The organism is Streptosporangium sp. NPDC053982, from assembly GCF_055585205.1.
This window is the reverse complement of record NZ_JBVJKQ010000006.1, coordinates 68,166-92,011: the sequence shown is the minus strand read 5'-3', so window position 1 is coordinate 92,011 and position 23,846 is coordinate 68,166. Positions and strand designations below refer to the sequence as shown.

Genomic DNA, 23,846 nt, shown 5'->3' with positions numbered 1-23,846 from the left:
GGCACCCCGCCTCGACGGGGTTTCCCGGTTGCCTCTAGCGTGCGGGTCATGACCGACGATGGGCGCTCGGCCCACATCCTCGACGTGCTGGTCACCGAGTTCGGTGACGCCATGGGACGCGACCCCGCCGCCTTCCGGCGCAAGTTCCGGAAGATGGCCGCCACCCCCTTCGCCTTCTACCGCGGCAGCGCGGCCCTGTTCTACGCGGACATGACGGGCGCGTTCGCCGACGACGCGTTCCTCGACGAGCGGACGAGGCGGGTGTGGATCCACGGCGACCTGCACGCCGAGAACTTCGGGACCTACATGAACGCCTCGGGCGTCCTGGTCTTCAACGTCAACGACTTCGACGAGGCGTACGTCGGCCCCTACGTCTGGGACCTCAAGCGGTTCGCGGCCAGCGTCGCGCTCATCGGGTACGCCAAGGCCCTGTCGGACGAGGCGATCACCGGCCTGGTGACCGGTTTCGCCCACGCCTACCTGGCCGAGCTGACCGCCGTCTCCGTGGGCGGGGACGACGCGATCGGCTCGCTGACCCTGGAGACCACCACCGGCGTGCTCCACCGGGTGCTGCAGCTCGCCCGGCTGAACACGCGGGTGGCGCTGCTGGACGCCGAGACCACGGTCGAGGACTTCGACCGCAGGTTCGCCGTGATGGACGGCCGCCGTCCCATCGACGAGGAGACCCGGCAGGCGGTGGAGGCGGCCTTCCGCGAGTACCTCACCACGTTGCCCTCGCAGCCCTCGGTCTCGCCGGTGGAGCACAGGATCAAGGACTTCGCGCTCCGCACGGGCGTCGGCATCGGCTCGGCGGGGCTGCCGTCGTACAACATGCTGCTGGAGGGCCACACCCAGGCCCTGGAGAACGATGTGATCCTCTACATGAAGCAGGCGCAGGTCCCGGCGGTCGCCCGGTACATCGCCGACGAACGGGTGAGCGGCTACTTCAGGGACCAGGGCCACCGTACGGCCGAGTCGCAGCGGGCGCTGCAGGCGTACGCCGACCCCTGGCTCGGCCACACCACGCTGAACGGCGTGGGCCAGCTCGTGGCCGAGGTGTCCCCCTACTCCGCCGACCTCGACTGGGGCGACGTCAACGAGCCCGAGGACCTCGCCTCGGTGATCGGGGACCTGGGCCGGGCGGTGGCCCGCATGCACTCGGTGGCCGACGACGAGTCCAGCCACGACCTGGTCGACTTCTCCACCGAGGACGCGATCGTCGAGGTCATCGGCGGCGACGCCGCCGGTTTCACCGCCATGCTCACCGGCTTCGCGCACGCCTACGGCGCGCGGGCCAGGGCCGACCACCAGCTCTTCGTGGACCTCTTCCGCAACGGCCGTCTTCCCGGCCTCTGACGGGAGCCGCCGGGCCGGTCCCGTCGGCGGCCCGGAATCCGGGGCCGCCGGCGCGGCAGGCCCGGCCGCGGCCCGGCCGCCGGGGGGCGGGGGGCGGGCCCGTCACCGGCGCCGGTCCGCGTCGAGGGCGGCGCGGCGGACCCGCCGCGCCGCCCGCCTCACGCGCCCGTGGGCTCCCTGCGCCCGTCCCGCTCCCGGAGGGCCGTCGCCAGCCGCTCGCCGCGTCCGCCGTACCAGGCGCTCCAGACGCCGAGCAGCGCGATGGTGGCGATGAGCAGGAGCGACGACAGCCCGGCCATGACGTCGACGGGCAGCAGGTAGACCAGCGGGATCCGGGCGGCCGACTCGGCCAGCAGGACCGCTCCCCAGACGAGCGTCATGACCAGGTAGACCCGGCGGAAGGAGGGCTCGGCGGCGTAGAGGACGTCCCAGCGCCGGGCGGTCTCCTCGTCCTCGGCGCCGAAGCGCTTGGCCACGGCGAAGGCTGCCGGACGGCCGGCGACGCAGGTGCCGAGGAAGATGAGCCCGGCGACGCAGGTCGTGAGGGACTTCGTCGCCATCAGCGTCCTCTCGTCGCCGGTGAGGAGGGACAGGGCGATCCCGACGCCGAAGACGACGGTCACGAAAGCGGCGAAGCCATCGAACCTGCGTTCCCGGATCGCGACGTAGCCGACGCGGAGGAACCCGACCGCGGTCGCGGCGAGCATGGCGGCGTACTCGCCGACGCCCACGGCGCGGAGGACGTAGTAGGCGGCGATCACGGGGACGACGTCCCACAGCACCACGCCGACGATCGAACGGTTCATCTCATGCTCCCGAAGGTGGTGTCCAGCCAGTCGCCGATGCGCGCCATGGCGAGCCGCTGCGCCCCTGACTGGCAGTGCGCGTCGGCCCCCTCCTCGGCGGTGAACTCGGCGAAGGTCTTGTCGCAGGTCAGGTGTTCGTACAGTGCCTCGGGCTGGCCGGCGAAGGCGAAGTCCCCCGCGGCCGAGCAGACGAGGGTGGGGCAGGTGATCCGCTCGGCGACGCCGTCGCGCAGGTGGTAGTCGAGCAGGGCGGCGGCGTAGCCGCGCGGCGTGGACGCGCCCATGACCCGCATGCCGTGGACGACCGCCCACCGGGTGACCGGGTCGGCGGCCATGAGCGCGGCCATGGCGTCGTCCGCCTCGGGCAGGGCGAGGGCGGCCCGCGCGGCCTCCCGGTCGCCGTCGAAGACGGCGGTGACCTTCCAGCCCATGTCGTAGACGCCGTCGAACGCGATCAGCGCGGCGATCCTCGGTTCGAAGGCGGCCGCGCGGGGCGCCAGCAGGCCCCCCATGCTCGCGCCCAGCAGCGCGACACAGCCGGGGTCGGCGATCGCCTCCCCCGCGGGCCGGTCGAGCAGGAAGTCCAGCACGGGTCCGACGACGTTCTCCCAGTCGGGGCGGAAGACGAGGCCCTCGCGACGCATCGGCCCCGGCTGGCCGGGTCCGTCGAAGGTCAGTACGTGGTAGCCGCGCCGGACCATGGCCTCGGCGGCGAAGAAGTGCATCTCCTCGGCGCTTCCGTCGAAGCCGTTGTGCATCACGACGACCGGGCCCGGCCCGTCGCCCGCCCGGTAGAGGTAGCCGGGCAGGGTGGTGCTCCCGTAGGGGATCTCGACGGGACGGATGTCGAGGTCGGACAGCTCGGCGGCGGCCCGGAAGCAGGCGACGGCCTCGTCGTGGGCGGCGTCGGCGCGCGGACCGGCGGAGTCTCCGTGCGGGCCGGCGGTGTCGCCGTGCAGGAAGAACCCGGCCGAGCGGTGGTAGGTGGAGGCACGCAGGAAGGCGTCGTGGGCGCTGACCCGGTGGCCGGCCGCGTGGCTCCGGCGGGCCTCGGCGGCGACCCGGTCGGCCGTCGCCCGCCACGCGTCGTGCCAGCCGTCGCGGTCGCCTTCGGCCACGCGTTCCACGGTGACGGCCACCTCGCCGAAGTCGGCGCCGCCGTAGGCGATGTGGCCCAGGACCCGCAGCGTCTCGTACCAGAACGACGGGTCCTTCTCGAAGACCAGTGGACGCACCGGATCCCCTTCACTTAAAGCGAGCTATTTCGCTTTAAGGTAGCGGGAGCGGACTGCTAACGCAATGGGATTCGCGTTAACATTGGGCCATGCCAGAACATCGCCCCGCCCACCGGCCGGGAGGCCGCAGCGCCAAGGTCCGCGCGGCAGTGCACGAGGCCGTCCTCGACCTGCTGCTCGAGAAGGACTGGGATGATCTGTCCGTAACCCAGGTGGCCGAACGGTCCGGCGTCCACCAGGCCACGATCTACCGCCGCTGGGGCACGCTCGGCTCACTGATCGACGACGCGGTGACCGAGCGGCTCACCCGCTCCTCCCCCGTCCCGGACACCGGCACGCTCCGCGGTGACCTGGAGGCGTACGCCACCCGGATGGCGGCCGACCTGGCCGGTCCGCTGGGCCCGGTCTACGTGCGGGCCGCCATGCTCGGCAACCGCGCCGAGGACGCCGGGGAGCCCGACCCCTACCTGCTGGAACGCGCCGTGCAACTCCAGGCGATGCTCGACCGGGCCGCCGCGCGCGGGGAGGACCCACCCGCGCTGCTGGAACTGATGGAGGTCGTCCAGGCGCCGCTGTACTTCCACATGATCTTCTTCGGCGGGCCCGCGGACGTGGGGCACGCCGTCGCCCTGGTCGACCGGCTGCTGTCGCTGCCCGGCCGCGGCCCCGGGGCCGCGGCCGGCTGAGACGTCAGGCCTCGGTCGGCCTCTCGTAGCCCTCGGCCTCCCCGTAGACGTGCTCGTCGGGGTCGGACTCGGGCTGGCCCGCCGGATCGGTCTCCGACGTGGTGAACTCGCCCGCGATGTCGGGCTCCGCATATGCCTCGGGATCGTCCCGCCGGTCGGCGAGCGACCTGTTCTCCTCTGGCTGTGACATGTGCTCCCCTCCTCTTCGTACGGGGAGGACGTGCCCGCCGGGAGCCGGTGTATGTCCCGGCGGGGCACGGAAGGACGCGGGCGTCAGGAGCGGACCGGGGCGGGGCCGTGGGGATCCGCCGGGTCCGGCACCGGTGTCCGCGCCGGGCGTCAGGAGCGGGCCGGGGCGGTCGCCTCCGCGTAGTGGCAGGCCACATGGGTCTCCGCCGACGACGGCGCGGCGGGCAGGATGTCCAGGAGCTGCGACCTGCACCGCCCGTCCACCCCCGCCTCGGCCGCCGCGCCGGAGGCGAGGACCTGGCAGCGCGGATGGAAGCGGCAGCCGCCGGGGATGCGGGTCGGGTCCGGCGGCTCGCCGCCCAGCACCACAGGCTCGGGCGACTCCGGCAGCACCGACAGCAGCGCCTGGGTGTAGGGGTGCGACGGCGAGGTCAGGATCTGCTCGACGGGCCCGGACTCGACGATCCGGCCGAGATACATCACCGCGACGCGGTCGGCGATGTTCCAGGCCAGCCCGAGGTCGTGGGTGACGACCAGCGCCGACAGGCCCAGCTCGTCGCGCAGCCGCAGCAGCAGGGCGAGGATCTCCCCGCGCACCGAGGCGTCCAGCGAGGCCACCGGCTCGTCGGCGATCAGCACCCCGGGGTCGAGGGCCAGCGCCCCGGCGATGACGACGCGCTGCCGCTGGCCGCCGGACAGCTCGTGCGGGTAGGACTGCAGGAACCGCTCCGGCGGGCGCAGCCCGGCCCGGGACAGCGCCGAGACGACCCGTTCGTGCTCGTCGGCCATGCCGTGGATGCGCGGCCCCTCGGCCACCGCCTCGTAGACGGTGTGCCGGGGGTTGAGCGACCCCATCGGGTCCTGGAGCACCAGCTGCACCTCGCGCCGGTAGGCCTTCAGCGCACGCGAGGAGTAGTTCAGCGGGGCGCCGTCGTAGCGGACCTCGCCCGCGGTGGGGCGCTCCAGCCCGAGCAGGGTGCGTGCCAGCGTCGTCTTGCCGCAGCCGGACTCGCCGACCAGGGCGACGATCTCCCGCCGGCCGACGGCGAGGTTGACCCCGTCCACCGCGCGGGCGCGCCGTCCGCGCGCGCTGAACTCCACGCGCAGGTCACGGGCCTCCAGCAGGGGGGCCTCGACGTCCGTACCGTCGCTTCGCCCGTTCACCGGACCTCCTTCGCCGGTCGCATGACCGGAACATCATCCTCGGCGCCTTCCGGGAGGTCCCCGGAGACGCCCGGGACGTCCTTGTGGCCCGGGAGATCCCCCGGCAGCGCCGGGTCCGGCAGGACGTGCACGCACGCGGCCCGGCGCCCCTCCCCGGCCGGCCACAGCTCGATCGGCCGCGACGCGCAGGAGGGCAGGGCGACGTCGCAGCGCGGGTGGAAGGAGCAGCCGGACGGCAGGTGCATGGGGTCGGGCGGGTCGCCGGCCAGGCCGCGGGGCGCCAGCCGGGAGGCGGGGTCGCCGACCGTGGGGAAGGCGGCCGACAGGGCGCGGCTGTAGGGGTGGCGCGCGTCGGCGAACACCTCCCGCGAGGGGCCGTGCTCCACCACCTGACCGGCGTACATGACCGCCAGGCGATCGCACATGGAGGCCAGGACCGACAGGTCGTGCGAGATCATGATCATGCTGATGCCGTGCTCGGCGATGAGCGAGCGGATCAGCGTCAGCACCTGTGCCTGGATCATCACGTCCAGCGCGGTCGTCGGCTCGTCCGCGATGATCAGGCGCGGCGAGCAGGCCAGCGCCATGGCGATCATCACGCGCTGGCGCTGCCCGCCCGACAGCTCGTGCGGGTAGTTGCGGCCCCGCCAGGCGGGCAGGCCGACCTGCTCCAGCAGCTCGGCGACCCTGCGCCGGGCCTGGGCGGCGGTGGCCTTGCCGTGCACCAGCAGCGGCTCGGCGATCTGCTCCTCGATGCGGCGCACCGGGTTCAGAGCGTGCTGCGCCCCCTGGAAGACGACCGACGCCGACGCCCAGCGGACCGCGCGCAGCCGTCCCCACTTCATGGCGAGGACGTCCTCGCCGTCGAGCAGGACCTCGCCGGTCACCCGGGCGTCGCGGGGCAGCAGCCGCAGCAGGGCCATGGCCAGCGTCGACTTGCCCGACCCCGACTCCCCTGCGACGCCGAGCGCCTGACCGGCCTCGAGGTCCAGGGAGACCCCCCGTACGGCCGGCACCTCGCCGGAGGCGACCCGATAGGTCACCGAGACGTCGCGAAGCTGAAGCAGGCTCATCGGGAAACCCCCCGCAGGCGTGGGTTGAGTACGGCCTCCAGCGCCCGGCCGCACAGCGTGAACGCCATCACGACCGCGACGATGCACAGGCCCGGCGCGAGGATGTACCACCAGGCGCCGGCGGTGGCGGCGCCCCAGTCGTAGGAGCCGCGCAGCAGGCCGCCCCACGACACCTGGCCGGAGTCGGCGCCGAGGAAGGCCAGCGTCGACTCGGCGACGATGGCGCTGGCCACCTGGAGGGTGGTGTTGGCCAGCACCAGCGGGGCGACGTTCGGCAGCACGTGCCGGGTCATGATGTGCCAGTGCCCCGCGCCCAGCGCCCGGGACCGCTCGATGTACGGCCTGGCCTCCACCGACAGCGTCTGCGCCCTGATCAGCCGGGCCGTGGACGCCCAGGACGTCACGCCGATCGCCAGGATGATCGTGGCGGTGCTGCCGCCGAGGATGGCCGCGAGCACCAGGGCCAGCACCAGCGAGGGCAGGACCAGGAACCAGTCGGTGATCCGCATCAGCACGGCGGAGGTCCAGCCGCGGAAGTGACCGGCCGCGATGCCGACCACCGTGCCGATGACCATGCTGAGCAGGGCCGCGAGGAAGCCGACGAGCAGCGAGATCCGCGAGCCCCACAGCACCATCAGCAGGACCGACCGGCCCGACTCGTCGGTGCCGAACGGGAACGCGAGGCTCGGGGCCGCCATCTTCGCGCCGGTCGCCTGGGTGACGTCCAGCCCGGTGGAGTCGGTGAGCAGCGGGGTGAGGAGGGCCAGGGCGACGGCCACGACGAGGATCACCGCGCCGTACAGCCCGGCGCGCTGGCGGCGGTACTCGCGCCAGAAACGTGCCAGCGCGAGCCTGCGGCGGGTCCGGGCGAGGCTCGCGGCGCTGACGGAGCCGGCGGCGCCGCCCCTGTCCCCCGCGCCGGTCGCGTTTCCGGCGCCGTCCGGGTTCCCGGTGCTCCCCGGTCCCGTGGTGTTCGGAGTGCTCACGCCGACCTCACCCTCGGGTCCAGGACGTGGTAGGCCACGTCGGCCAGCGTGTTCATGATGATCACGGCGGTGCACACCACGATGAACGTCCCCTGCATGACGGCGAAATCAGGACCCTTGATGGCCTCGTAGAACAGCAGACCCAGTCCCGGCCAGGAGAAGACGGTCTCCACCGACACCGCGCCGCCGACGACGAAGCCGATGTGGATGAACACCAGCGTGATGGTCGGCAGCAGCGCGTTGGGCACCGCGTGCCGGCGGCGCACCTGGTCGTCGCGCAGGCCCTTGGCGCGGGCGGTGGTCACGTAGTCCTGGCCGATCTCGTCCAGCAGCGAGGACCGCATGACCAGCAGGTACTGGGCGTAGACCACGGCGACCAGGGTCAGGCACGGCAGCACCAGGTGCAGGGCGACGTGCGGGATGTAGGCCAGGCCGTCGGGCGCGTCCACGCCCTCCATGCCGCGGGTGGGGAAGATCCCCGGGATCGGGCCGATGCCGGCGGCGAAGACCATCAGCAGCAGCAGGCCGAGCCAGAACGTCGGCACCGACCACAGCACGAGCGAGACGCCGGTGGACATCCGGTCGAACCGGCTTCCGTGCTTCCACGCCGCCCGGGTGCCCTGCCACAGGCCCAGGCTGACCGCGATGACCAGGCCGGTGCCGACCAGCACCAGCGTGGGGCCCAGCCGCTCGCCGATGAGGTCGAGGACCGGCCGGCGGTACTCGTAGGAGGTGCCGAAGTCCAGGCGCACGGTCCGCAGCACGAAGTCGGCGAACTGCTGCATCAGGGGCTTGTCCAGGCCCATCTGGCGGCGCAGCAGGTCGAGCTGGTCCGGGCTGAGCGGCACGTCGCGCGTGTAGGCGAGCGCGGGGTCGCCGGGGATCAGCCGGAACAGGAAGAACGTCGCGACGATGACCATGCCGATGCTGAGCAGGGCCCCGCCGGTTTTCGTCAGCGCGTAGCGCAGCACCCCCCGATGGGCGCCGCGCTCTTCCATGGCGGGGCCCGCCGCCGCGGTCGCGGCGGCGGGCTCCGTGTCGAGAGGTGCGGTCATCGAGACGCTACTCGCGGTCGTCGGTGACGGAACGGCGGCGGCGGGCCAGGAAGAAGCCCAGGGCGCCGAGGACCACGACGGCCACGACGCCGCCGATGATGGGGCCGGTGCTGGAGCCGCCGTCACCGGCGGAGCCCGCGGCCGCGGGGGCCGGGGCGTCCAGCGAGTAGATCGGCCAGTGGCCGCTGGCGCCGTAGAAGATGCCCTTGTCCTCCGGCATCGGTGTGATGCTGGAGATCCGGTCCTTGCGGTAGCCCTCCAGGTCGTTCTGGTAGTAGAGGGCGATCACCGGGGCGTCGGTGTAGAGCTGCTTCTCCATCTTCTTGATGACCTCGGCGCGCTTGGCGCGGTCGAGCTCGCTGAGCTGCTCCTGGTAGAGCTTCTCGTAGTCGGGGTTGCAGTAGAACGACTCGGTGCCGCCGCCGTCGCCGCTGGCCGTGGGCCTGCGGCTGCACAGGTGGGTGGCGAGGATCTCCTCGGGGTCGGGGTTGACCGACCAGCCGCTGATGGCGATGTCGAACAGGCCGGTGTAGCCGGTCTCCTCGGTGAACTTCGTCGAGTCGAGCTTCTTGGTGGTCAGCGTGATGCCGATCTGCTTGAGCCACCCGGTGAGGTACTGGGCGAGCTTGTCCTCGACGGGGGCGTCGGTGTGGATGCTGAAGCGCATCTCCAGCTTGCGCTTGCCGTCGGGCATGGTCCGGACGCCGTCCGGGCCCTTCTTGTATCCGGCGTCGTCGAGGATCTGGTTGGCCTTGGCGATGTCGAAGGTGACCTTCTCGTCGCCCTCGGCCTGCCAGAAGAAGTCCTTGTACATCGGCGGGATGATCGACCCGTCGGCGGGCACGGCCAGGCCGTTCTGCACCTGGTCGACCAGGGCCTTCTTGTCGATCGCGTAGTGGATGGCCTGGCGGACCTTCTGGTCCTTCAGCGCGGGGTGGCCGTCGCCGACGGGCTTGTCGTCGATCGTGGTGGCGCCGTGGTTGATCTGGAGGTAGGCGGCCCGGCGGCCGTTGCCGTTCCACTGCACGATGTTCGGGTCGCCCTTGAGCGCCTCGTACTGCGGGGCGTCGAGGCGGCCGATGAGGTCGATGTCGCCCTTCTTCAGGCCGGTGATCGCGGCCTCGGGGTTCTCGTAGAAGACGACGTCCAGCTCGTCGATCTTGGGCTTGCCCTGCCAGTAGTTCGGGTTGGCCTCAAGCCGGACGTAGGCGTCCTTCTTGTGCTCGACCGCGATGAAGGGGCCGGAGCCGACGATCGGGTACTGGTCGTTCTGGAACTTGCCGGGGTCGCCGGCCTTCTCCCAGACGTGCTTGGGCACGATCGGGATGGGGTTGTCCAGCATCGACGCCTGCGGCTTCTTGGTCTTGATGACCAGGGTCCGGTCGTCGGTGGCGGTGACGCTCTCGTAGTTCTCCACGACCGGGCCGTTGCCCTGCTTGGCCGCGTCGTTCGTCATGATCGTGTTGAACGTCCACGCGACGTCCTGCGCGGTGACCGGCTGACCGTCGGACCACTTGGTGTCGCGGATCTTGAAGGTCCACGTCAGCTTGTCGTCGGAGGTCTCCCACGACTCGGCCAGATCGGGGCTCGGCTGGAGGGTCTTGGGGTCGGGGACCGTCAGGTAGCTGTAGATCCACCGGTGGACCGACGAGGAGACCAGCCGGACCGCCAGGAACGGGCTCATCGAGTCGACGGCCTGCGTCGCGCCGATGCGGACGATCTTCTTTCCGGCTGCGGGAGCCTTCTGCTGTACGGCCTGCGCCTGCGTGGCCTGTGTCTGCGCCTGCCCTTGCGCAGCGGGGAGTGTGGCCACTACCAGCGCCACGCCCAGCGCCGCCAGGCGCCCGCCCAATCTGGTCATCGTTTCTGTCCCACCTTCGAACCGGTGAATCGTTGTAGAAGAAGCCACACCATAGGGATGGCGCGTGTCAACGAATGGTGGAAGATTGTTTCACTCTCGTTTCCTGGCGTGATATTTCTTTTCAGTCACGGCCCGGGGCTCCGGTGAGACGGGTCTTGACGGCGCACCGGCGACCGTGGGAGGCGGCGGCGCGCGACCCGCGCCCTTCTCGCCGCCCGGGAGGCCCGGCGGGACCGCGTGGACGGTGAAGCCGCCGGTACGGCATGCTGCAGAACATGACTCTGTTCTCCGTGGAAGGCAAGACGGTCGTCGTCACCGGCGGCTCCCGGGGCATCGGACGCATGATCGCGACCGGTTTCGTCCGGGCCGGGGCCACCGTCTACATCTCCTCGCGCAAGGCCGCCGAGGTGGAGAGGACCGCCGCCGAGCTGGGCTGCGTCGCCGTACCGGCCGACCTGTCCACCGAGGACGGCGCCGCCGCGCTCGCGGAGGCGGTCTCGGCACGAGAGTCACGGCTGGACGTGCTGGTCAACAACGCCGGGGCCACCTGGGGCGCGCCCCTTGAGGAGTATCCCGAGGCGGCCTTCGACAAGCTCTGGGGGATCAACGTCAAGGGCGTGTTCGGCCTCACCCGGCGATTCCTGCCGCTGCTGCGCGCCGCCGCGAGCCCCGGGGACCCGGCCAGGGTGATCAACGTCGGGTCCGTGGACGGCATCCGCGTCCCGGCCATGGAGACCTACGCCTACTCGGCGACCAAGGCGGCCGTCCACATGCTGACCCGGCACCTGTCCCAGCGACTCGCCGCGGACTCGATCACGGTCAACGCCATCGCGCCCGGACCGTTCGAGTCGAAGATGATGGCGTTCGCGCTCAACGACCCGGCGACCCGCTCGGCCGTCGAGTCGCACGTACCGCTCGGCCGGATCGGCACCCCCGAGGACATGGCCGGGACCGCGATCTTCCTCGCCTCGCGGGCGGGGGCCTACCTCACCGGGACGGTCATCCCGGTGGACGGCGGGATCACCGCCCACGGCTGAGCCGCCTCCGGCCGCGCGCCGGCGGGGCGGTGAGCCGATCGAGCCGCAGCGCTCCGAAGGCGGCCCCTCCGGCCGTGCGCCGCCGAGGCGGTGACGACGCCGGGACGAGCCCCGTACGGCGTGCGCCCCACTGCGCCGGGGCGCACGCCGTATCGGTTCCCCTTCCGGGCGGTGCGGCGGTTCAGACGGCCTCGGCGAGGGCTCGGGCGAGGCGTTCGGCGGCGCCGGGCGCGTAACGCAGGAACAGGTAGGGCTCGGTCAGCTCCAGCTCGATGAGGACCGGGGTCCCGTCGGCCGTGCGCACCATGTCGACGCGGGCGTAGAGCAGGTCCGGCAGCTCGCCGAGCACCCGCTCGGCCAGCGCCACCTGATCGGCCGCGGGGTCGCGCAGCTCGGCCCGGCTGTTCTGCCGCTCCGTGGCGGCCCCGGCGGTCAGCGCCGCGCTGCGCCGTACGGCGTGGCTGAACCGGCCGCCGAGGTACACCAGCGAGGTCTCCCCCTCGGTCTCCACCATGTCCAGGTACGGCTGGACCATCACGGTCCGGCCCTCGGCGGCGAGCCGGGCTGCGTGCGCCTCGGCCTTGCCGCGGTCACGGGTCCTGATCGTGTCGCGCGCCCCGGCCGAGACGGCGGGTTTGACCACGTACTCGTCCAGGACCGGCAGGTCGGGCGTCTCACCCGGTCCGACCCAGCAGGTCGGGATGAACGGCGCGTCCAGGTCCCGCATGTAGGTCTTGTCGGTGTTGCGCTCCAGCACGGCGGCCGGATTGAGCAGCCGGGTGACCCGCTCGACGCGGCCGGCCCAGCCGAGGAACTCCTCGCGCCGGTCGATGTAGTCCCAGGCGGAACGGACCACGGCGGCGTCGAAGCCGGCCCAGTCCGCCTCGGGGTCGTCCCAGCGCACGGCCCGCCCGCCGATCCCGGCCGCGGCCCAGGCCGCGAGGACGACCTCCTTCTCGTCGTCGATCCCATCCGGGTCAGCGAATGTCACATAGGCCGCGGAAACGCTCACTTGGTGTCCTATACGTAAGTCATCAAATAACCGTATGAACACTACATAAAGCAGAGCATTTCCACAGAGCCGACGGTGACGGGCCGAACGCGGCGGAGGCCGCCGGATGGCCGGTCGGCCCGGTCGGCCCGGCCGGGAGCTGGGACTCCGCGGGCCGCCGGGCGGTCCGCGGCCGGGGCCGGAAAGCGGCGGAGGCGGCCGGGCGGTCTACGGCCGGGGCCGGAACCCGGGAAGCGGCGGAGGCCCCGGGCGGCCCGGGTCAGCTCCTGGGGAGCTTGCCGAGGGCCTGGGCGACGATGGTCGCGGTGTCGGCGATGGCCTGGTTCTCGTTGGGCGCCTTGGCGGCCCGGTGGGTGGTGTAGATCGCCATGACCAGCGGGGCCTTGGCGTTCTCCGGCCAGACGACGGCGATGTCGTTCGTCGCACCGTGGTACGAGCTCGCGCCGGTCTTGTCACCGACGGTCCAGGTCTTGGGCAGCCCGGCGCGGATGCGCTTGTCACCGGTCTTGTTCGCGCGCAGCCACCCGTTGAGCCGCGCCCGGTCCTTGGCGTTCAGCGCGTCACCGAACGTCAGCTCGCGCAGGTCGGCCGCGATGGCCGCCGGGGTGGTGGTGTCCCGCTTCTCCTTGGGGTTCCAGATGTTCAGCTCGGTCTCCCAGCGGTCCAGGCGAGAGATCGGGTCCTTGAGGGTGCGGAAGTACCGGGTGAGGCCGGCCGGGCCCCCGATCTGCTTCAGCAGCATGTTGCCGGCCGTGTTGTCGCTCTCGGTGATGGCCGCGTCGCACAGCTCGGCGACGGTCAGTCCGTCCTCCACGTGGTGCTCGGTGACCGGCGAGTTCTCCTTCACCTCGTCCTGCGTCCAGTGGACGACCTTCTCCATCAGCCCGGGCTCGGTCGTACGGGCCTTGTCCAGCACCGCGGCGGCGGCCACCGCCTTGAAAGTGGACAGCAGCGGGAAACGCTCACCGGCCCGGTGGGTGATCTTCTTACCGGTGGCCGTGTCGACGGCGTAGACGCCGATCCGGCCGTCGAACGACGCCTCCAGCGCGCGCAGCCGGCGCCCGGCCTCGGCCTGACCGGACGGCGCGACCGCCTGCCGGTCGTGCCGGACCTGCGCCACCGGCGCGTGAACGGCCGCCGCGGGGGTCTGGACGGCCGCCGTGGCTGCGGCCGGGCCGTGGACCGCGCCACCCGCCAGGACGGAGACGGTCAGCGCGGCGGCCTTCAGTGCCGCGGGGAAACGCCGGGTGTGCAGGGGTCGCATGCCATGTCCTTCGGTCTCGATGACTACGGAGCTGCGAGCACATCAGAACGGATCAGCCGATGTCCAATATTCGCATGATCGCCGGATCAATAATCGAATGGATATAAAGCCAGGTCAGAGCACCAAAAAATGATCATGGAGGGTCGGGGCGACATAACCCCCGCAACACGTCCTCGACCCGCCCCGCTCCCGCAGACACCTGCCCTCGACCCGCCCCGTTCCCGCAGAGATCCGCCCGGCTCCCACAGGGACCCGTCTTCGACCCGCCCGACTCCCGCGGAGACCCGTCCGGCCGGCCTCAGGTTCGAGCCGCCACCCCGGGAGGCGGGGCGGCGCGGCGGCGGGGCGGGAACCGGCGGAAGGCCCTCATCCGGCCCCTCCGGAGGCGCAGCCGGGAAGATAAACCCTGTGGGGGTATGTTACAGTCTCGCTCGACATACCCCCCATGGGTAAACGAGAAGGAGGACGGACATGTGCACTGCGTGTGCGTGCGGCACTGAGCAGGTGCGGACCGAGGCGCCCGCTGAGACGGGCGCGGCGGACGGCAAGGTCTATTCGGTGAGCGGAATGACCTGCGGACACTGCGTCTCGTCGGTCTCCGGGGAGATCGGCAAGGTCGGCGGCGTCACCGGCGTCGCCGTCGATCTCCCTACCGGCGCGGTCACCGTCAGCGGCTCGGGATTCGCCGACGAGGAGATCCGGGCCGCGGTGGAACAGGCGGGCTACGCGCTGGCGAGCCGGCCCTAGGGGCGGGTCCCGGAAGAAGGCGGTGGGCGTGCACTGGCATGCACGCCCACCTGCGGGATCGGCCCGACTCGACATCACACCCGACCCCTACCGCATCCTCCCACCGCGAGGCGGATGCGAAGAACAGGAGTGCGGCATGAACGCCGTCAATCCGCGCAGATGGCGGGCACTGGTCGTGCTCGCCACCGCGCAGTTCATGGTCATCATGGACACCTCGATCATCGGGGTCGCTCTACCCGACATCCAGCGCGACCTCGGCTTCACGGCGGACGCCCTGCAGTGGGTTTTCAACGCCTACGTCATCGCCTTCGGCGGCCTGCTGCTGCTCGGCGGACGCCTGTCCGACCTGTTCGGCGCCCGCAGGGTCTTCACCGCCGGCTGGCTGGTCCTGATCGCCGGCTCGGTCGTCGCCGCCGCGGCGCAGGGCCCGTGGATGGAGATCCTCGGCCGGGGCGTGCAGGGCGCCGGTGGCGCCCTCATCGCTCCGGCCTCGATGACCCTGCTCATGATGCTCTTCGGACACGACCCGCGCGAACTCGGCAGGGCCATGGCGCTGTACGGCGCCGCCGCGCCGGCCGGAGGCACCGCCGGAGTGTTCCTCGGCGGGGTCGTCACCGAGTATCTGAGCTGGCCGTGGGTCTTCATCCTCTACATCCCGATCGGCGTCGCCACTCTGCTGGCCGTACCGGCCCTGCTGCCCGCGGTCGCCGGCAGGCGCGGCTCGGTGGACGTGCTCGGCGGCCTGGCCGTCACCGCCGGGATCGCCCTGGCCGTGTTCGCCATCGTGCGGGCTCCGGAACAGGGCTGGGGATCTGCCACGACGCTGCTGGAACTGGCGGGGGCGGTCGCGCTGCTCGCGCTGTTCCTGCTCGTGCAGCGCGCGGTCCGGGAGCCGCTCATGCCGCCGGCGATCTGGCGCACCCCCGGACTGGCCATCGCCAACCTGGCGATGGCGCTGCTGGGCGCGGCCTGGATCCCGATGTGGTACTTCCTCAATCTCTACCTGCAGCAGGTCCTGGGCTACAGCGCCTTCCCCAGCGGAGCAGCCCTGCTTCCCATGACCGTCGCCGTCATGATCTTCATGATCGGGATCACCGCCCGGCTGCTCGGCCGGTTCGGCGCCAAGCCGCTGATCGTCATCGGGCTCGCCGTACTCGCGGCGGGGGTGGCCGGGTTGTCCCTGGTCCGGGCGGACGGAAGTTTCGCCGCCGACGTGCTGCCCGCGTCGCTGGTCGCCGCGGTGGGGATGTCCCTGGCCTACATTCCCGCGATGATGTCGGCGATGTCCGGCGTGCGGCCCGAGGAGAGCGGGCTGGCGTCCGGCATCGTCAACACCACCTACCAGATCGGCTCGGCCCTCGGCCTGGCCGTGATGACCGCGCTCGCCACCGGCGGGGCGACCGCCGGAGCGACCGGCCGGGCCGCGCTCACCGACGGATTCCAGGCCGCCTTCGTCGGCGCGGCCGTCGTGGCGGTGTCGGGAGCCGTACTGACCTTGCTGCTGATGCGGAGACCCGCATCGGCCGGGTCCCCCGCGGCGGACGCCGAGGCGGCACCCACCCGGGTGTGAGAGTGACGACGAGCGGGCCCGCCCCCAGCGACGGCGGGCCCGCGAAATACGGTAGGGGGGTGGGGTGTTAGGTAGGGCGACGGGCCTCAGAGCAGGGAGCGGGGAGATGGCCGGATACACGGAAGCCAAAGAAGACCACCTCAGGCGGCTGCGCCGGATCGAGGGACAGGTCCGTGGACTACAGCGGATGGTCGGCGAGGACAAGTACTGCATCGACATCCTCACCCAGGTCTCGGCCGCCAACAGGGCGCTCCAGGCGTTCGCCCTGGAACTGCTCGAAGAGCACATGGCGCACTGCGTCGCGGAAGCGATCGCCAAGGGCGGCGGCGAGGCCGACGCCAAGATCAAGGAAGCCTCCGACGCCGTCGCCCGCCTCGTCCGCTCCTGATCATCCCGACCGGCTCGCGGCCCGTCCACCGATCAACACGAGCCACCCGCCGTCCGTCGATGGCCGTCCGTGCTCCGCCTCGAACACGATGACCGAACCGGAGTACGGCTCAGCGCGAGACATCGAACTCCCCGGCCTTGACTCCACCGACGAAGGCCCGCCAATCAGCGGGGCTGAAGAGCAGCTTGGGACCGTCGGGGTCCTTGCTGTCCCGGATCGCGACCACTCCGGGCAGGTCGGCGGCCACCTCGACGCACTGACCACCGTTTCCGCCGGAAAGCGATGACTTTTGCCACACAGCATTACTCAGGTCCATTCCCGCCTCGCATCCTCGATCATCTTGAGGGACATGTGCTCAGGGTAGGCCCATAGCCGGATCGTTTCATAGCGCTTCCAGGTCGCTGCCACGGATTCCGGGGCCATCGTGACGTGCCCTTCAGCTGAGGAGTCCACGTGGAGGGTATCCGGCTGTCCATGCGGAAGCTCAGCGATCATGAATGCGCCGAGAAGCCCGACAAGGCATTTCGGGTCCACTATTTGCAGGAAGATGTTCGACCTCTTTGCAGCATCGAGAAGATGGCCGAGTTGACCGCGCATCACCTCCGCGTCGCCTACCTGCCGACGGAGGACACCCGTGTCGATGAGGAAGAGAAGGGAGAAGGAGCCTTGTCGATCCAGCACTCTCTGCCGGTCCATTCGATCCTTTACCCGCTCCTCTATCTCCTCGGAAGTGGTGTGCGGTTCCTGGCTGAAGATGTGGCGGGCGTACGCCTCCGTCTGGAGGAGGCCGGGCATCAGGAGTGGGTCCCAGGAGCGCAGGACCAGGGCGGTGGGCTCGATCTCCTCGGCCCAGTCGCGGAACCAGATCGGGCTGCGGGACTGGGAGACGATGCTTTGGTAGATGCGGGTGAACGACGAGGCGTTGGACGGCTTGAAGAGCTGGTCCAGCCGTTCGGCGTCGGATCTCGACGGAGTGCGGGTGGCCGCCTCCAGGCGGCTGATCTGGGTCTGGGTACAGCCCAGGCGGGCTGCGACGGCGGCCTGGGAGAGCTGCTCGGCCTCACGCAGCCGCCGCATCTCGGCACCGAACCGCACACGCGGGGAGCCGGGGTCCAGAGATGGCATGTTGTCCATCGCACTTCCTCCCGAATTAGAAAAAACGGACCTATCCCTCGATTGTCGACATTGATCTGGCATGGTCATGCCAGCCACTGTCATCGCCTGCTTTAAAATGGTCTTATGATCTGTTGATCGACTGACCGTGGGTGAGGCATTCTAAGCACAGGAATTAGAACCCCAATAGCACTATAGAGAAAATCTTCCGTCACTCCATAGAACGGAGGGAACGGTCAGTCAATGCCGCGGAGACTGCCGGGCGTTTGTCCTCACGGCAGAAGGCTTCGGAGGGTGAAGCCACGGTGACGGGCGATTCTCCGGCCATCGAAGGCACGAAGAGTCTGGCCCTCAAATCGGCCGATCGATCCAAAACGGTCACTGCTGACAAATAGGTGGCCGAAGGGTGTGGCGCAGCCGGGCGGAGTGGGCGAAGATTGGGATGTCCCGGTCTCAGCCGCTCCGGAGGTGCTGAATGCGTATCACCCGACTGCTGGCCATCGGCTTGACACTGGCCATGGCGGCCTCGGGATGCGCCTCCGAGCCGTCACTGAAGGATGCGGCGGCCGAGCTGCAGAAGGATACGCACCGCCTGGAGACCGACGATCTCTTCAAGAACCCACTTATGAAACTCCGAGTGTTGCAGCGTCCAGAAAAAGACATCCCATGCGATAAAGGGAAATTTAAGCGGGTGTTGCGAGCCACGGCAGACGATGAACGAGCCGACGAGCCTCTGACCTCTCATCTTGGGCGGGCTCAGGCAGTTATGGAGAACGTCCTAGCCCAGCGGCTTGGCTACAAGGTTAATTCTGATTCCAGTCAGGAAAATGCAGAAGAGGGGCGCTTCGTTCAGGGTTCTAAGAGTTCAGGGGTCACAGTGATCGTGTATATTTCCCCTGAACCCCCTACGTGGCGACTGTATGCCATGACCACCTGCCTGCCACGATGAAGGCCGCGCTAGTTCCATACCCTTATTTGTTCTTTGGCTTGCTCGCTGGCAAGGAACGCCGACGAGTATTCAATTTTTTTGTCGAACCCGTCATTGCGATCCATCCACTGCTCGTATGAGGCCAACTTCGTCCGGAGCGCTTGCTCCAACGTCTTGTCTTTACTGACCTCTCTCTTGGCTTCGTTGAAGAGCTCATCATAAGTCTTTAGATGGCCAGTCTTCTTGCTGACAAGTTCGGGCGGCGGATCACTCGCGGGGTAGCGAGCCTCGTGGAGGATATACGCCATGTCGTACTTCTGGCGGAGGACGAAGTCCGATCGAGCCCCGGTCGCTTTCTCGACCCTGGTCTCGAAGCTGTCGGCCCAACCGTCCAGAAGAGTGCTGATGCCGTATGCCTTGGCCAGGGTCCAGGCGGCTCCTGGGATGGGGATCTTGTCGATTCCAAGAGCCATGGTGTTCTTTGTGATGTCTCGGATCAGGTCGTCGGTGGCGTCCAGTTCGCCACGTACATCCAGCGTCGCTTTGAACTCGACTCCGGCGAGGTCACCGAACATCCTCGCCGTGTCTTCGAAGTATCTGGTCGTGCCACGTGCGTCCAGACGGGCTGCGGCTGTCAACGTGTCATGGCGGAACCGGCCCGCTTCCGTGTCGAAGTCCTCGGTGAGCCGTTCGTCCCCGACGAAGGTCTTGAGGAAGCGATGGGTGTCACCGGGGCTGAGATAGAACGCCGGAGTCACCCCCGGAAGAGTGATCCAGTTCTCTGGGATCTTCATGCCGGAGGCGCGGTCCACGGCCTTGTCGAAACGGGCACCCGAGGCCATTTCATGGATGTAGGACTTCGCGATGGCCACCATGGATTCTCGGGCGGCCTCGGGCATGTCCTCACCGAAAGAGCCCGCCGCCCTCATCATGTCCATGGTGAACGCCGCGGCCTCCGGGCTGTGATGCCCTGCCTGTTCGGTCGTCGCCTCGGTGCCCGCCTTCACGGCCCGGCCGAAGGCCGCCGCCACCTCGTCCCCGGTGTCGATCACCTTGGCGTAGCCGATGAGGTGTTTCATCTTGTCGACCTGGCTCATTTTCAGATCCGTCCCGCCCATCTTCGCGAACGCGTCCCGTACGGCCGCGCCGTCCCCGGCGAGGAGATCCAGCGACATGGCGACCAGGTCGGCGGAGTATCCGTACGCCTTCGTATCGGTGGTTCCGGCGGCGCGGCGGTCCTGGCCCGGATTCTTGGCGAAGTCGTCCAGGACCAGGCCGCGGGCCACCGCGCTGCGGACGTCCGCCGGAGCGCCTGCCCCCTTGAGCAGGGCGAGACGGTTCCAGGCAGCGGCCTTGTCATTGGTCGGCTTCGCCAGGTCGGCCTTGACCTTGGTGAATGCGGGGACGAGGGCGGGAGCGTGGAGAGCCGCGCCCAGAACCTTGCTGAAGGCCGCCAGGTCCTGCTTGGCGGTCTTGCTGCCGGTGCGCGCGATACGGCTGGCCAGGCTGTCGCGGACCTGTGGGGACAGCAGAGCGTAGAAGGCTGCGGCGGCCTGGGGGTTCTTCGCCAGGGCGGCGATCTCGTCGACGTGCTCGTGGATCAGCTTGGCCTGGAAGTCGCCTTCGAAGGTGACGAAGATGTCCTTGCCGTACATGGTCGCCAGTCCCCGGGCGGCCTCCAGCGCCTCCAGGTCGGCGGGGAGCCGGACGAGCGAGGAGCCACCGGCCCCTCCCGTGCCGCCCGGCTCCGGGGCGCCCGCGCCCAGGTCGTTGATCAGGTCGATCCGGCGGCGCAGCATGGACACCTGCTCGCCGCCCCAGCCCGCGATGTCGGCGATCTCCCGCAGCTCCGGAGCGCTGATCCCGTACCGCCGCAGTCTGCCGTCGAGCTCCCGGCTGAGGGCGGTCAGCCGGTCGGCCGCGCCGCCCAGGGAGGACGCCAGCCCTCCCATCCCCTCGGGGTCGATGCCGCAGAACTCGTCACTGGATGCCACCGGGACTTCCCCCTTTTCGATCGTTGACGGGCGGATGGGACCGGTCGAGCCGGTCGGCGACGGCCCGGTGTCCGGCGAGAGCTGGCGCCGTGCCGGTCGGGTTCGGTGTCCGGCGAGGGCTCGGATCGCGCCGGTCGGGTTCGGCGTCCGGCCGGAGCTCGGGCCGCGCCGGTCAGGTTCGGCCGGCCGCCTCCCGGCGCATGGCGTTCGCCTGCGACTCGGGCACCGTGGCGGGCTGGCGGCGCAGCTCCTCCTCGATCGCGTCGACCACCCGTTGGGCGAGCTGTCCGAGCCGCCGGTGCCTGGCCTCCAGCTCGGCGGTCCACGCGGTGGCGGTCGGCCCCGTCCAGACCCGCCCCGACCGCATCGCCGCGGAGGAGGGCCGGTAGGCCCGCCGTACCTCTTCGGCCCGGTCCGCGGCCTCGGCCAGCAGGCGTCTCAGTTCCGCGTGCCGGGGATTGGGCACCATCGGCTCGGCCACACCGCCCCCGCCCTTTCCAGGACCCCGATGAAAACAGACCGTTGAATACCGTTGAATACCACAGTAGGTATTGATCGTTCACGCCGACAAGGCTCGGATGGCGTTTGCCCCGTTTTCGGGTTCGCTTATCGCCCGGCCCGATCCGCCATTTCCCGTGGAATCCCGTTTTGAAATATCACGACTTTCGCCTCGGCCGGGCGGGCTCTCCCCTGCCACGGCGGACCTCCCGGTCTCGGTGATCCGGAGACCGGGAGGTCCGCGCACGCGGGGAAGCAACCGGGCATCGCACGCCTCGCACGCGGGGAAGCGCCGGGCCGGGCAGGCCTCAGTCGTGAATGTGGTGGCGCCGTTCGAGAGCCGCGCCCTCGACGTCCACGTTCGGCATGATCCGGTCGAGCCACTTCGGGATCCACCAGGCCGACCTTCCGAGCAGGTGCATGAGCGCCGGCATCAGCAGCAGCCGCACGACGAACGCGTCCAGGAGCACCCCGAAGGCCAGGCCGAACCCGACCGAGCGAATGATGATCGACTCACTGAACACGAATCCGCCGAACACCGCCACCATGATGACGCCCGCCGCGATGACCACCGAACGGCCGGCGCGCAGGCCCTGAGTGACCGCGAGACGCGCCGGTGAGCCGTGCACGTACGCCTCACGCATGCCGGAGGCGAGGAACAGCTGGTAGTCCATGGCGAGGCCGAACAGGATGCCGACCAGGATCACCGGCAGGAAGCTCAGGATCGGACCGACTCCGTCGATGCCGAGCAGACCGGCGAGCCAGCCCCACTGGAACACGGCGACGACCGCGCCGAAGGTCGCCAGCAGCGACAGGATGAAGCCGCCGGTCGCGACCAGGGGCACCAGGAACGAGCGGAAGACCACGATCATGATGAGCAGCGACAGGCCGACCACGATCAGGAGATACACCGGCAGGACCTCGGCGAGGCTCTCGGAGATGTCGATGTTGATCGCCGCCTGGCCCGCCACGCCGAGCGAGACCTCGCCGTCCACGGCCTCCACGAAGACGGGCTTCATCGTGCGCAGGTCGCGGACGAGCCGCTCGGTCGACTCGCTGTTCGGCCCCTCGGAGGGCACGACCTGGAAGGCGATGACCGTCTTGTCGCCGGACACGCCGGCCGGGGCGACGGCTTCGACGTCGCCGAGGTCCGCGAGGGCGTCCGCGACGGTCGCCTCGGCGGCGGTGAGGTCGTCGTCCGGCACCGCGGCCGGGAGGGTGGCGACCACGAGGAGCGGCCCGTTCGCGCCCGCGCCGAATTCACGCTCGACGACGATGAAGGCCGCGTTCGTGGTCGATCCGCTCGGTTCGGACGAGCCGTCGGGAAGCCCGAGCCGCATGGACAGGGACGGAATCGCGACGACGAGCAGGGCGATCACCGAGGCGAGGGCCGTCACGACGGCACGCCACGTCGGCATGGGCGCGACGGGCCTGCTCACCGGTGCGGCGTCCGCCGCGGCCGGGGCCGCCGCCGCGCGTTCGCGTTTCCTGCGGGAGAGCACGCGCATGCCCGCGAGCCCGAGCAGGGCGGGCGTGAGTGTGATCGCGACGAGTACGGCGATCAGCACGCAGACGGCGCCGACCGTACCCATCAGTCCGAGGAACGGGACGCCTGTGACGTTGAGCGCGAGCAGGGCGACGATCACGGTCGATCCGGCGAACACGACGGCGTTGCCGGCGGTGCCGTTGGCGAGGCCGACGGACTCGTGGACGCCGACGCCCTGCAGCAACTGCTTGCGGTGGCGGTTGACGATGAACAGCGAGTAGTCGATCCCGACGGCCAGGCCCAGCATGACGCCGAGGACCGGGGTCACCGAGGCCATCTGCACCACGCCCGAGAAGGCGAGGGCCGCCAGGACGCCGGTGGCCACGCCGACGAGCGCCGTGACGATCGGGAACGACGCGGCCACGACGCTGCCGAGCATGACGAGCAGGACGACCGCGGCGATCACGACGCCGACCGCCTCACCGACGCCGATGATCTCCGGGACGCCCTGCGCGATGTCGGTGGAGAAATCGACCTCGACGCCGTCGATCGGCTTCGCCGTGAAGTGGTCGATGACCCCGTTCTTCGTCTCGGGGGCCAGTTCCATGCGGGGCTCGGTGAACGCGATCGTCACCTGGGCGGCGGAGCCGTTCCCGGACACCATACGGATCTTCGACGCGTGGGCGAGCAGTCGCTCGCCGAGCGCGAGCGACTCGCCGTTCCTCGTGAGCTCGGCGCGTGAATCGTCGATCTTCTTCCGCTGCTTCGCGAGTTCCGCCTTCTGCGCGTCCAGCCGCTTCTGCTGCGCGTCGAGCATCGCGAGCTGCGGCGCCGGCGCGCCCGCCGACTTCGCCTGCTCGCGCGCCGCGTCGAGCCGGGCCTGGGCGTCCGCGAGCCGTTTCGCACCGGCGTCCAACTGCGACCGGCCGGCGTCCAGCCGGGTACGGCCGTCCTCGATCTGCCGTTTGCCGTCGGCGAGTTCCCGTTCGCGGCCCGCCCGCTGCTTCTCGGTCTCGAACGGGTCGACGGTCCGGGCGACTCCCTTCAGTCCGCCGGCATCCGCGACCAGCGCGCTGATCCGCTGCCGCTGCTCCGGGGTGAACGGCGAGCCGTCGGCGGTGTGGAACACGGCGGTTCCGGACGCTCCGGCGAAGTCGGGGAACCTGCCGGCGAGCTCGTCCACGACCTTCGACGAGGCCGTGTTGGGGATGTCGAAGTTCGAGGTCAGCGTGCCGGATCCGGCGGCGAAGCCCGCGCCGGCCAGGACCAGCAGCACTGCCCACGTGGCGATCGTGATCCACGCGCGCCGTGCGGCCGCCTTGCCCAGCCGGTAGAGGAGTTCGGCCATGTAGTCACCCCTTCAGGGCTTCCGAGAATTATCATACGCAACGTACCGTA

General features: G+C 70.2%; 22 protein-coding genes. 7 read left to right on the top strand and 15 right to left on the bottom strand.

Going from position 1 to position 23,846, the window contains the following annotated elements:
* The first annotated feature begins 48 nt into the window (after positions 1–48).
* Complete coding sequence (locus ACZ6W9_RS12065; RefSeq protein WP_389956059.1) at positions 49–1,356, top strand: DUF2252 domain-containing protein; 1,308 nt, start codon at positions 49–51, stop codon at positions 1,354–1,356.
* A gap of 158 nt (positions 1,357–1,514) precedes the next feature.
* On the opposite strand, the gene ACZ6W9_RS12060 is transcribed toward ACZ6W9_RS12065, so the two are convergent.
* Both ACZ6W9_RS12060 and ACZ6W9_RS12055 read right to left on the bottom strand, forming a co-directional pair.
* Positions 1,515–2,162: a VC0807 family protein gene (locus tag ACZ6W9_RS12060; RefSeq protein WP_389956061.1), complete on the bottom strand. Its 648-nt coding sequence runs from the start codon at positions 2,160–2,162 to the stop codon at positions 1,515–1,517.
* Positions 2,159–3,397, bottom strand: coding sequence for an alpha/beta hydrolase family protein (locus tag ACZ6W9_RS12055; protein WP_470117649.1), 1,239 nt, complete (start codon positions 3,395–3,397; stop codon positions 2,159–2,161). Before ACZ6W9_RS12055 ends, ACZ6W9_RS12060 begins: the two co-directional genes overlap by 4 nt.
* Positions 3,398–3,486: 89 nt before the next feature.
* Here ACZ6W9_RS12055 and ACZ6W9_RS12050 point away from each other — a divergent pair, with 89 nt between their 5' ends.
* Positions 3,487–4,083 (top strand): TetR-like C-terminal domain-containing protein, encoded by a 597-nt coding sequence (locus ACZ6W9_RS12050; RefSeq protein ID WP_389956066.1) that lies wholly within the window; start codon positions 3,487–3,489, stop codon positions 4,081–4,083.
* Between the two features lie 4 nt (positions 4,084–4,087).
* On the opposite strand, the gene ACZ6W9_RS12045 is transcribed toward ACZ6W9_RS12050, so the two are convergent.
* From ACZ6W9_RS12045 to ACZ6W9_RS12020, 6 genes are all read right to left on the bottom strand, one after another.
* A complete protein-coding gene (locus tag ACZ6W9_RS12045) occupies positions 4,088–4,273 on the bottom strand; it encodes a hypothetical protein (RefSeq protein WP_389956069.1) in 186 nt (61 codons plus the stop codon).
* 149 nt (positions 4,274–4,422) lie between these two features.
* Positions 4,423–5,436, bottom strand: coding sequence for an ABC transporter ATP-binding protein (locus ACZ6W9_RS12040; RefSeq protein WP_389956071.1), 1,014 nt, complete (start codon positions 5,434–5,436; stop codon positions 4,423–4,425).
* Positions 5,433–6,509 carry an ABC transporter ATP-binding protein gene (locus ACZ6W9_RS12035; RefSeq protein ID WP_389956074.1) on the bottom strand — a complete coding sequence of 359 codons (1,077 nt, stop codon included), beginning with the start codon at positions 6,507–6,509 and terminating at the stop codon, positions 5,433–5,435. The genes ACZ6W9_RS12040 and ACZ6W9_RS12035 overlap by 4 nt, the downstream gene beginning before the upstream one ends.
* On the bottom strand, positions 6,506–7,354 hold the full coding sequence (locus tag ACZ6W9_RS12030; RefSeq protein ID WP_389956347.1) for an ABC transporter permease: 849 nt from the start codon (positions 7,352–7,354) through the stop codon (positions 6,506–6,508). Before ACZ6W9_RS12030 ends, ACZ6W9_RS12035 begins: the two co-directional genes overlap by 4 nt.
* A gap of 137 nt (positions 7,355–7,491) precedes the next feature.
* Positions 7,492–8,550, bottom strand: coding sequence for an ABC transporter permease (locus ACZ6W9_RS12025; protein WP_389956077.1), 1,059 nt, complete (start codon positions 8,548–8,550; stop codon positions 7,492–7,494).
* Positions 8,551–8,557: 7 nt separating this feature from the next.
* Positions 8,558–10,411 carry an ABC transporter substrate-binding protein gene (locus tag ACZ6W9_RS12020; protein WP_389956079.1) on the bottom strand — a complete coding sequence of 618 codons (1,854 nt, stop codon included), beginning with the start codon at positions 10,409–10,411 and terminating at the stop codon, positions 8,558–8,560.
* A 275-nt stretch (positions 10,412–10,686) separates the two neighbouring features.
* Between ACZ6W9_RS12020 and ACZ6W9_RS12015 the strand changes: the two genes are divergently transcribed.
* Entirely contained in the window at positions 10,687–11,448 is a 762-nt protein-coding gene (locus ACZ6W9_RS12015; RefSeq protein ID WP_470117645.1) for an SDR family oxidoreductase, read from the top strand.
* A 181-nt stretch (positions 11,449–11,629) separates the two neighbouring features.
* On the opposite strand, the gene ACZ6W9_RS12010 is transcribed toward ACZ6W9_RS12015, so the two are convergent.
* Both ACZ6W9_RS12010 and bla read right to left on the bottom strand, forming a co-directional pair.
* Complete coding sequence (locus tag ACZ6W9_RS12010; RefSeq protein WP_389956085.1) at positions 11,630–12,439, bottom strand: ATP-grasp domain-containing protein; 810 nt, start codon at positions 12,437–12,439, stop codon at positions 11,630–11,632.
* A 280-nt stretch (positions 12,440–12,719) separates the two neighbouring features.
* Positions 12,720–13,724 (bottom strand): class A beta-lactamase, encoded by a 1,005-nt coding sequence (gene bla / locus ACZ6W9_RS12005; RefSeq protein ID WP_470117643.1) that lies wholly within the window; start codon positions 13,722–13,724, stop codon positions 12,720–12,722.
* Between the two features lie 471 nt (positions 13,725–14,195).
* Between bla and ACZ6W9_RS12000 the strand changes: the two genes are divergently transcribed.
* From ACZ6W9_RS12000 to ACZ6W9_RS11990, 3 genes are all read left to right on the top strand, one after another.
* Entirely contained in the window at positions 14,196–14,471 is a 276-nt protein-coding gene (locus tag ACZ6W9_RS12000; protein WP_389956092.1) for a heavy-metal-associated domain-containing protein, read from the top strand.
* Between the two features lie 136 nt (positions 14,472–14,607).
* Positions 14,608–16,041, top strand: coding sequence for an MFS transporter (locus ACZ6W9_RS11995; protein WP_389956095.1), 1,434 nt, complete (start codon positions 14,608–14,610; stop codon positions 16,039–16,041).
* 106 nt (positions 16,042–16,147) lie between these two features.
* On the top strand, positions 16,148–16,429 hold the full coding sequence (locus tag ACZ6W9_RS11990) for a metal-sensitive transcriptional regulator (RefSeq protein ID WP_389956097.1): 282 nt from the start codon (positions 16,148–16,150) through the stop codon (positions 16,427–16,429).
* Between the two features lie 109 nt (positions 16,430–16,538).
* Here ACZ6W9_RS11990 and ACZ6W9_RS11985 read toward each other — a convergent pair whose 3' ends face one another.
* Together ACZ6W9_RS11985 and ACZ6W9_RS11980 are read right to left on the bottom strand one after the other, a co-directional pair.
* The gene (locus ACZ6W9_RS11985) at positions 16,539–16,745 is read right to left on the bottom strand and encodes a DUF397 domain-containing protein (RefSeq protein ID WP_389956100.1); all 207 of its coding nucleotides are present in this window, start codon (positions 16,743–16,745) and stop codon (positions 16,539–16,541) included.
* Positions 16,736–17,563 carry a helix-turn-helix domain-containing protein gene (locus tag ACZ6W9_RS11980; protein WP_470117639.1) on the bottom strand — a complete coding sequence of 276 codons (828 nt, stop codon included), beginning with the start codon at positions 17,561–17,563 and terminating at the stop codon, positions 16,736–16,738. Before ACZ6W9_RS11980 ends, ACZ6W9_RS11985 begins: the two co-directional genes overlap by 10 nt.
* A 454-nt stretch (positions 17,564–18,017) precedes the next feature.
* Between ACZ6W9_RS11980 and ACZ6W9_RS11975 the strand changes: the two genes are divergently transcribed.
* Positions 18,018–18,491, top strand: a complete 474-nt coding sequence (locus tag ACZ6W9_RS11975) for a hypothetical protein (RefSeq protein ID WP_389956106.1) — start codon at positions 18,018–18,020, stop codon at positions 18,489–18,491.
* 8 nt (positions 18,492–18,499) lie between these two features.
* Here ACZ6W9_RS11975 and ACZ6W9_RS11970 read toward each other — a convergent pair whose 3' ends face one another.
* The 3 genes from ACZ6W9_RS11970 to ACZ6W9_RS11960 form a co-directional block, all read right to left on the bottom strand.
* Positions 18,500–20,464 (bottom strand): hypothetical protein, encoded by a 1,965-nt coding sequence (locus ACZ6W9_RS11970; RefSeq protein WP_470117637.1) that lies wholly within the window; start codon positions 20,462–20,464, stop codon positions 18,500–18,502.
* A gap of 172 nt (positions 20,465–20,636) precedes the next feature.
* Positions 20,637–20,945 (bottom strand): hypothetical protein, encoded by a 309-nt coding sequence (locus tag ACZ6W9_RS11965; protein WP_389956112.1) that lies wholly within the window; start codon positions 20,943–20,945, stop codon positions 20,637–20,639.
* Between the two features lie 325 nt (positions 20,946–21,270).
* Entirely contained in the window at positions 21,271–23,796 is a 2,526-nt protein-coding gene (locus ACZ6W9_RS11960; RefSeq protein ID WP_470117636.1) for an MMPL family transporter, read from the bottom strand.
* Positions 23,797–23,846 lie beyond the last annotated feature (50 nt).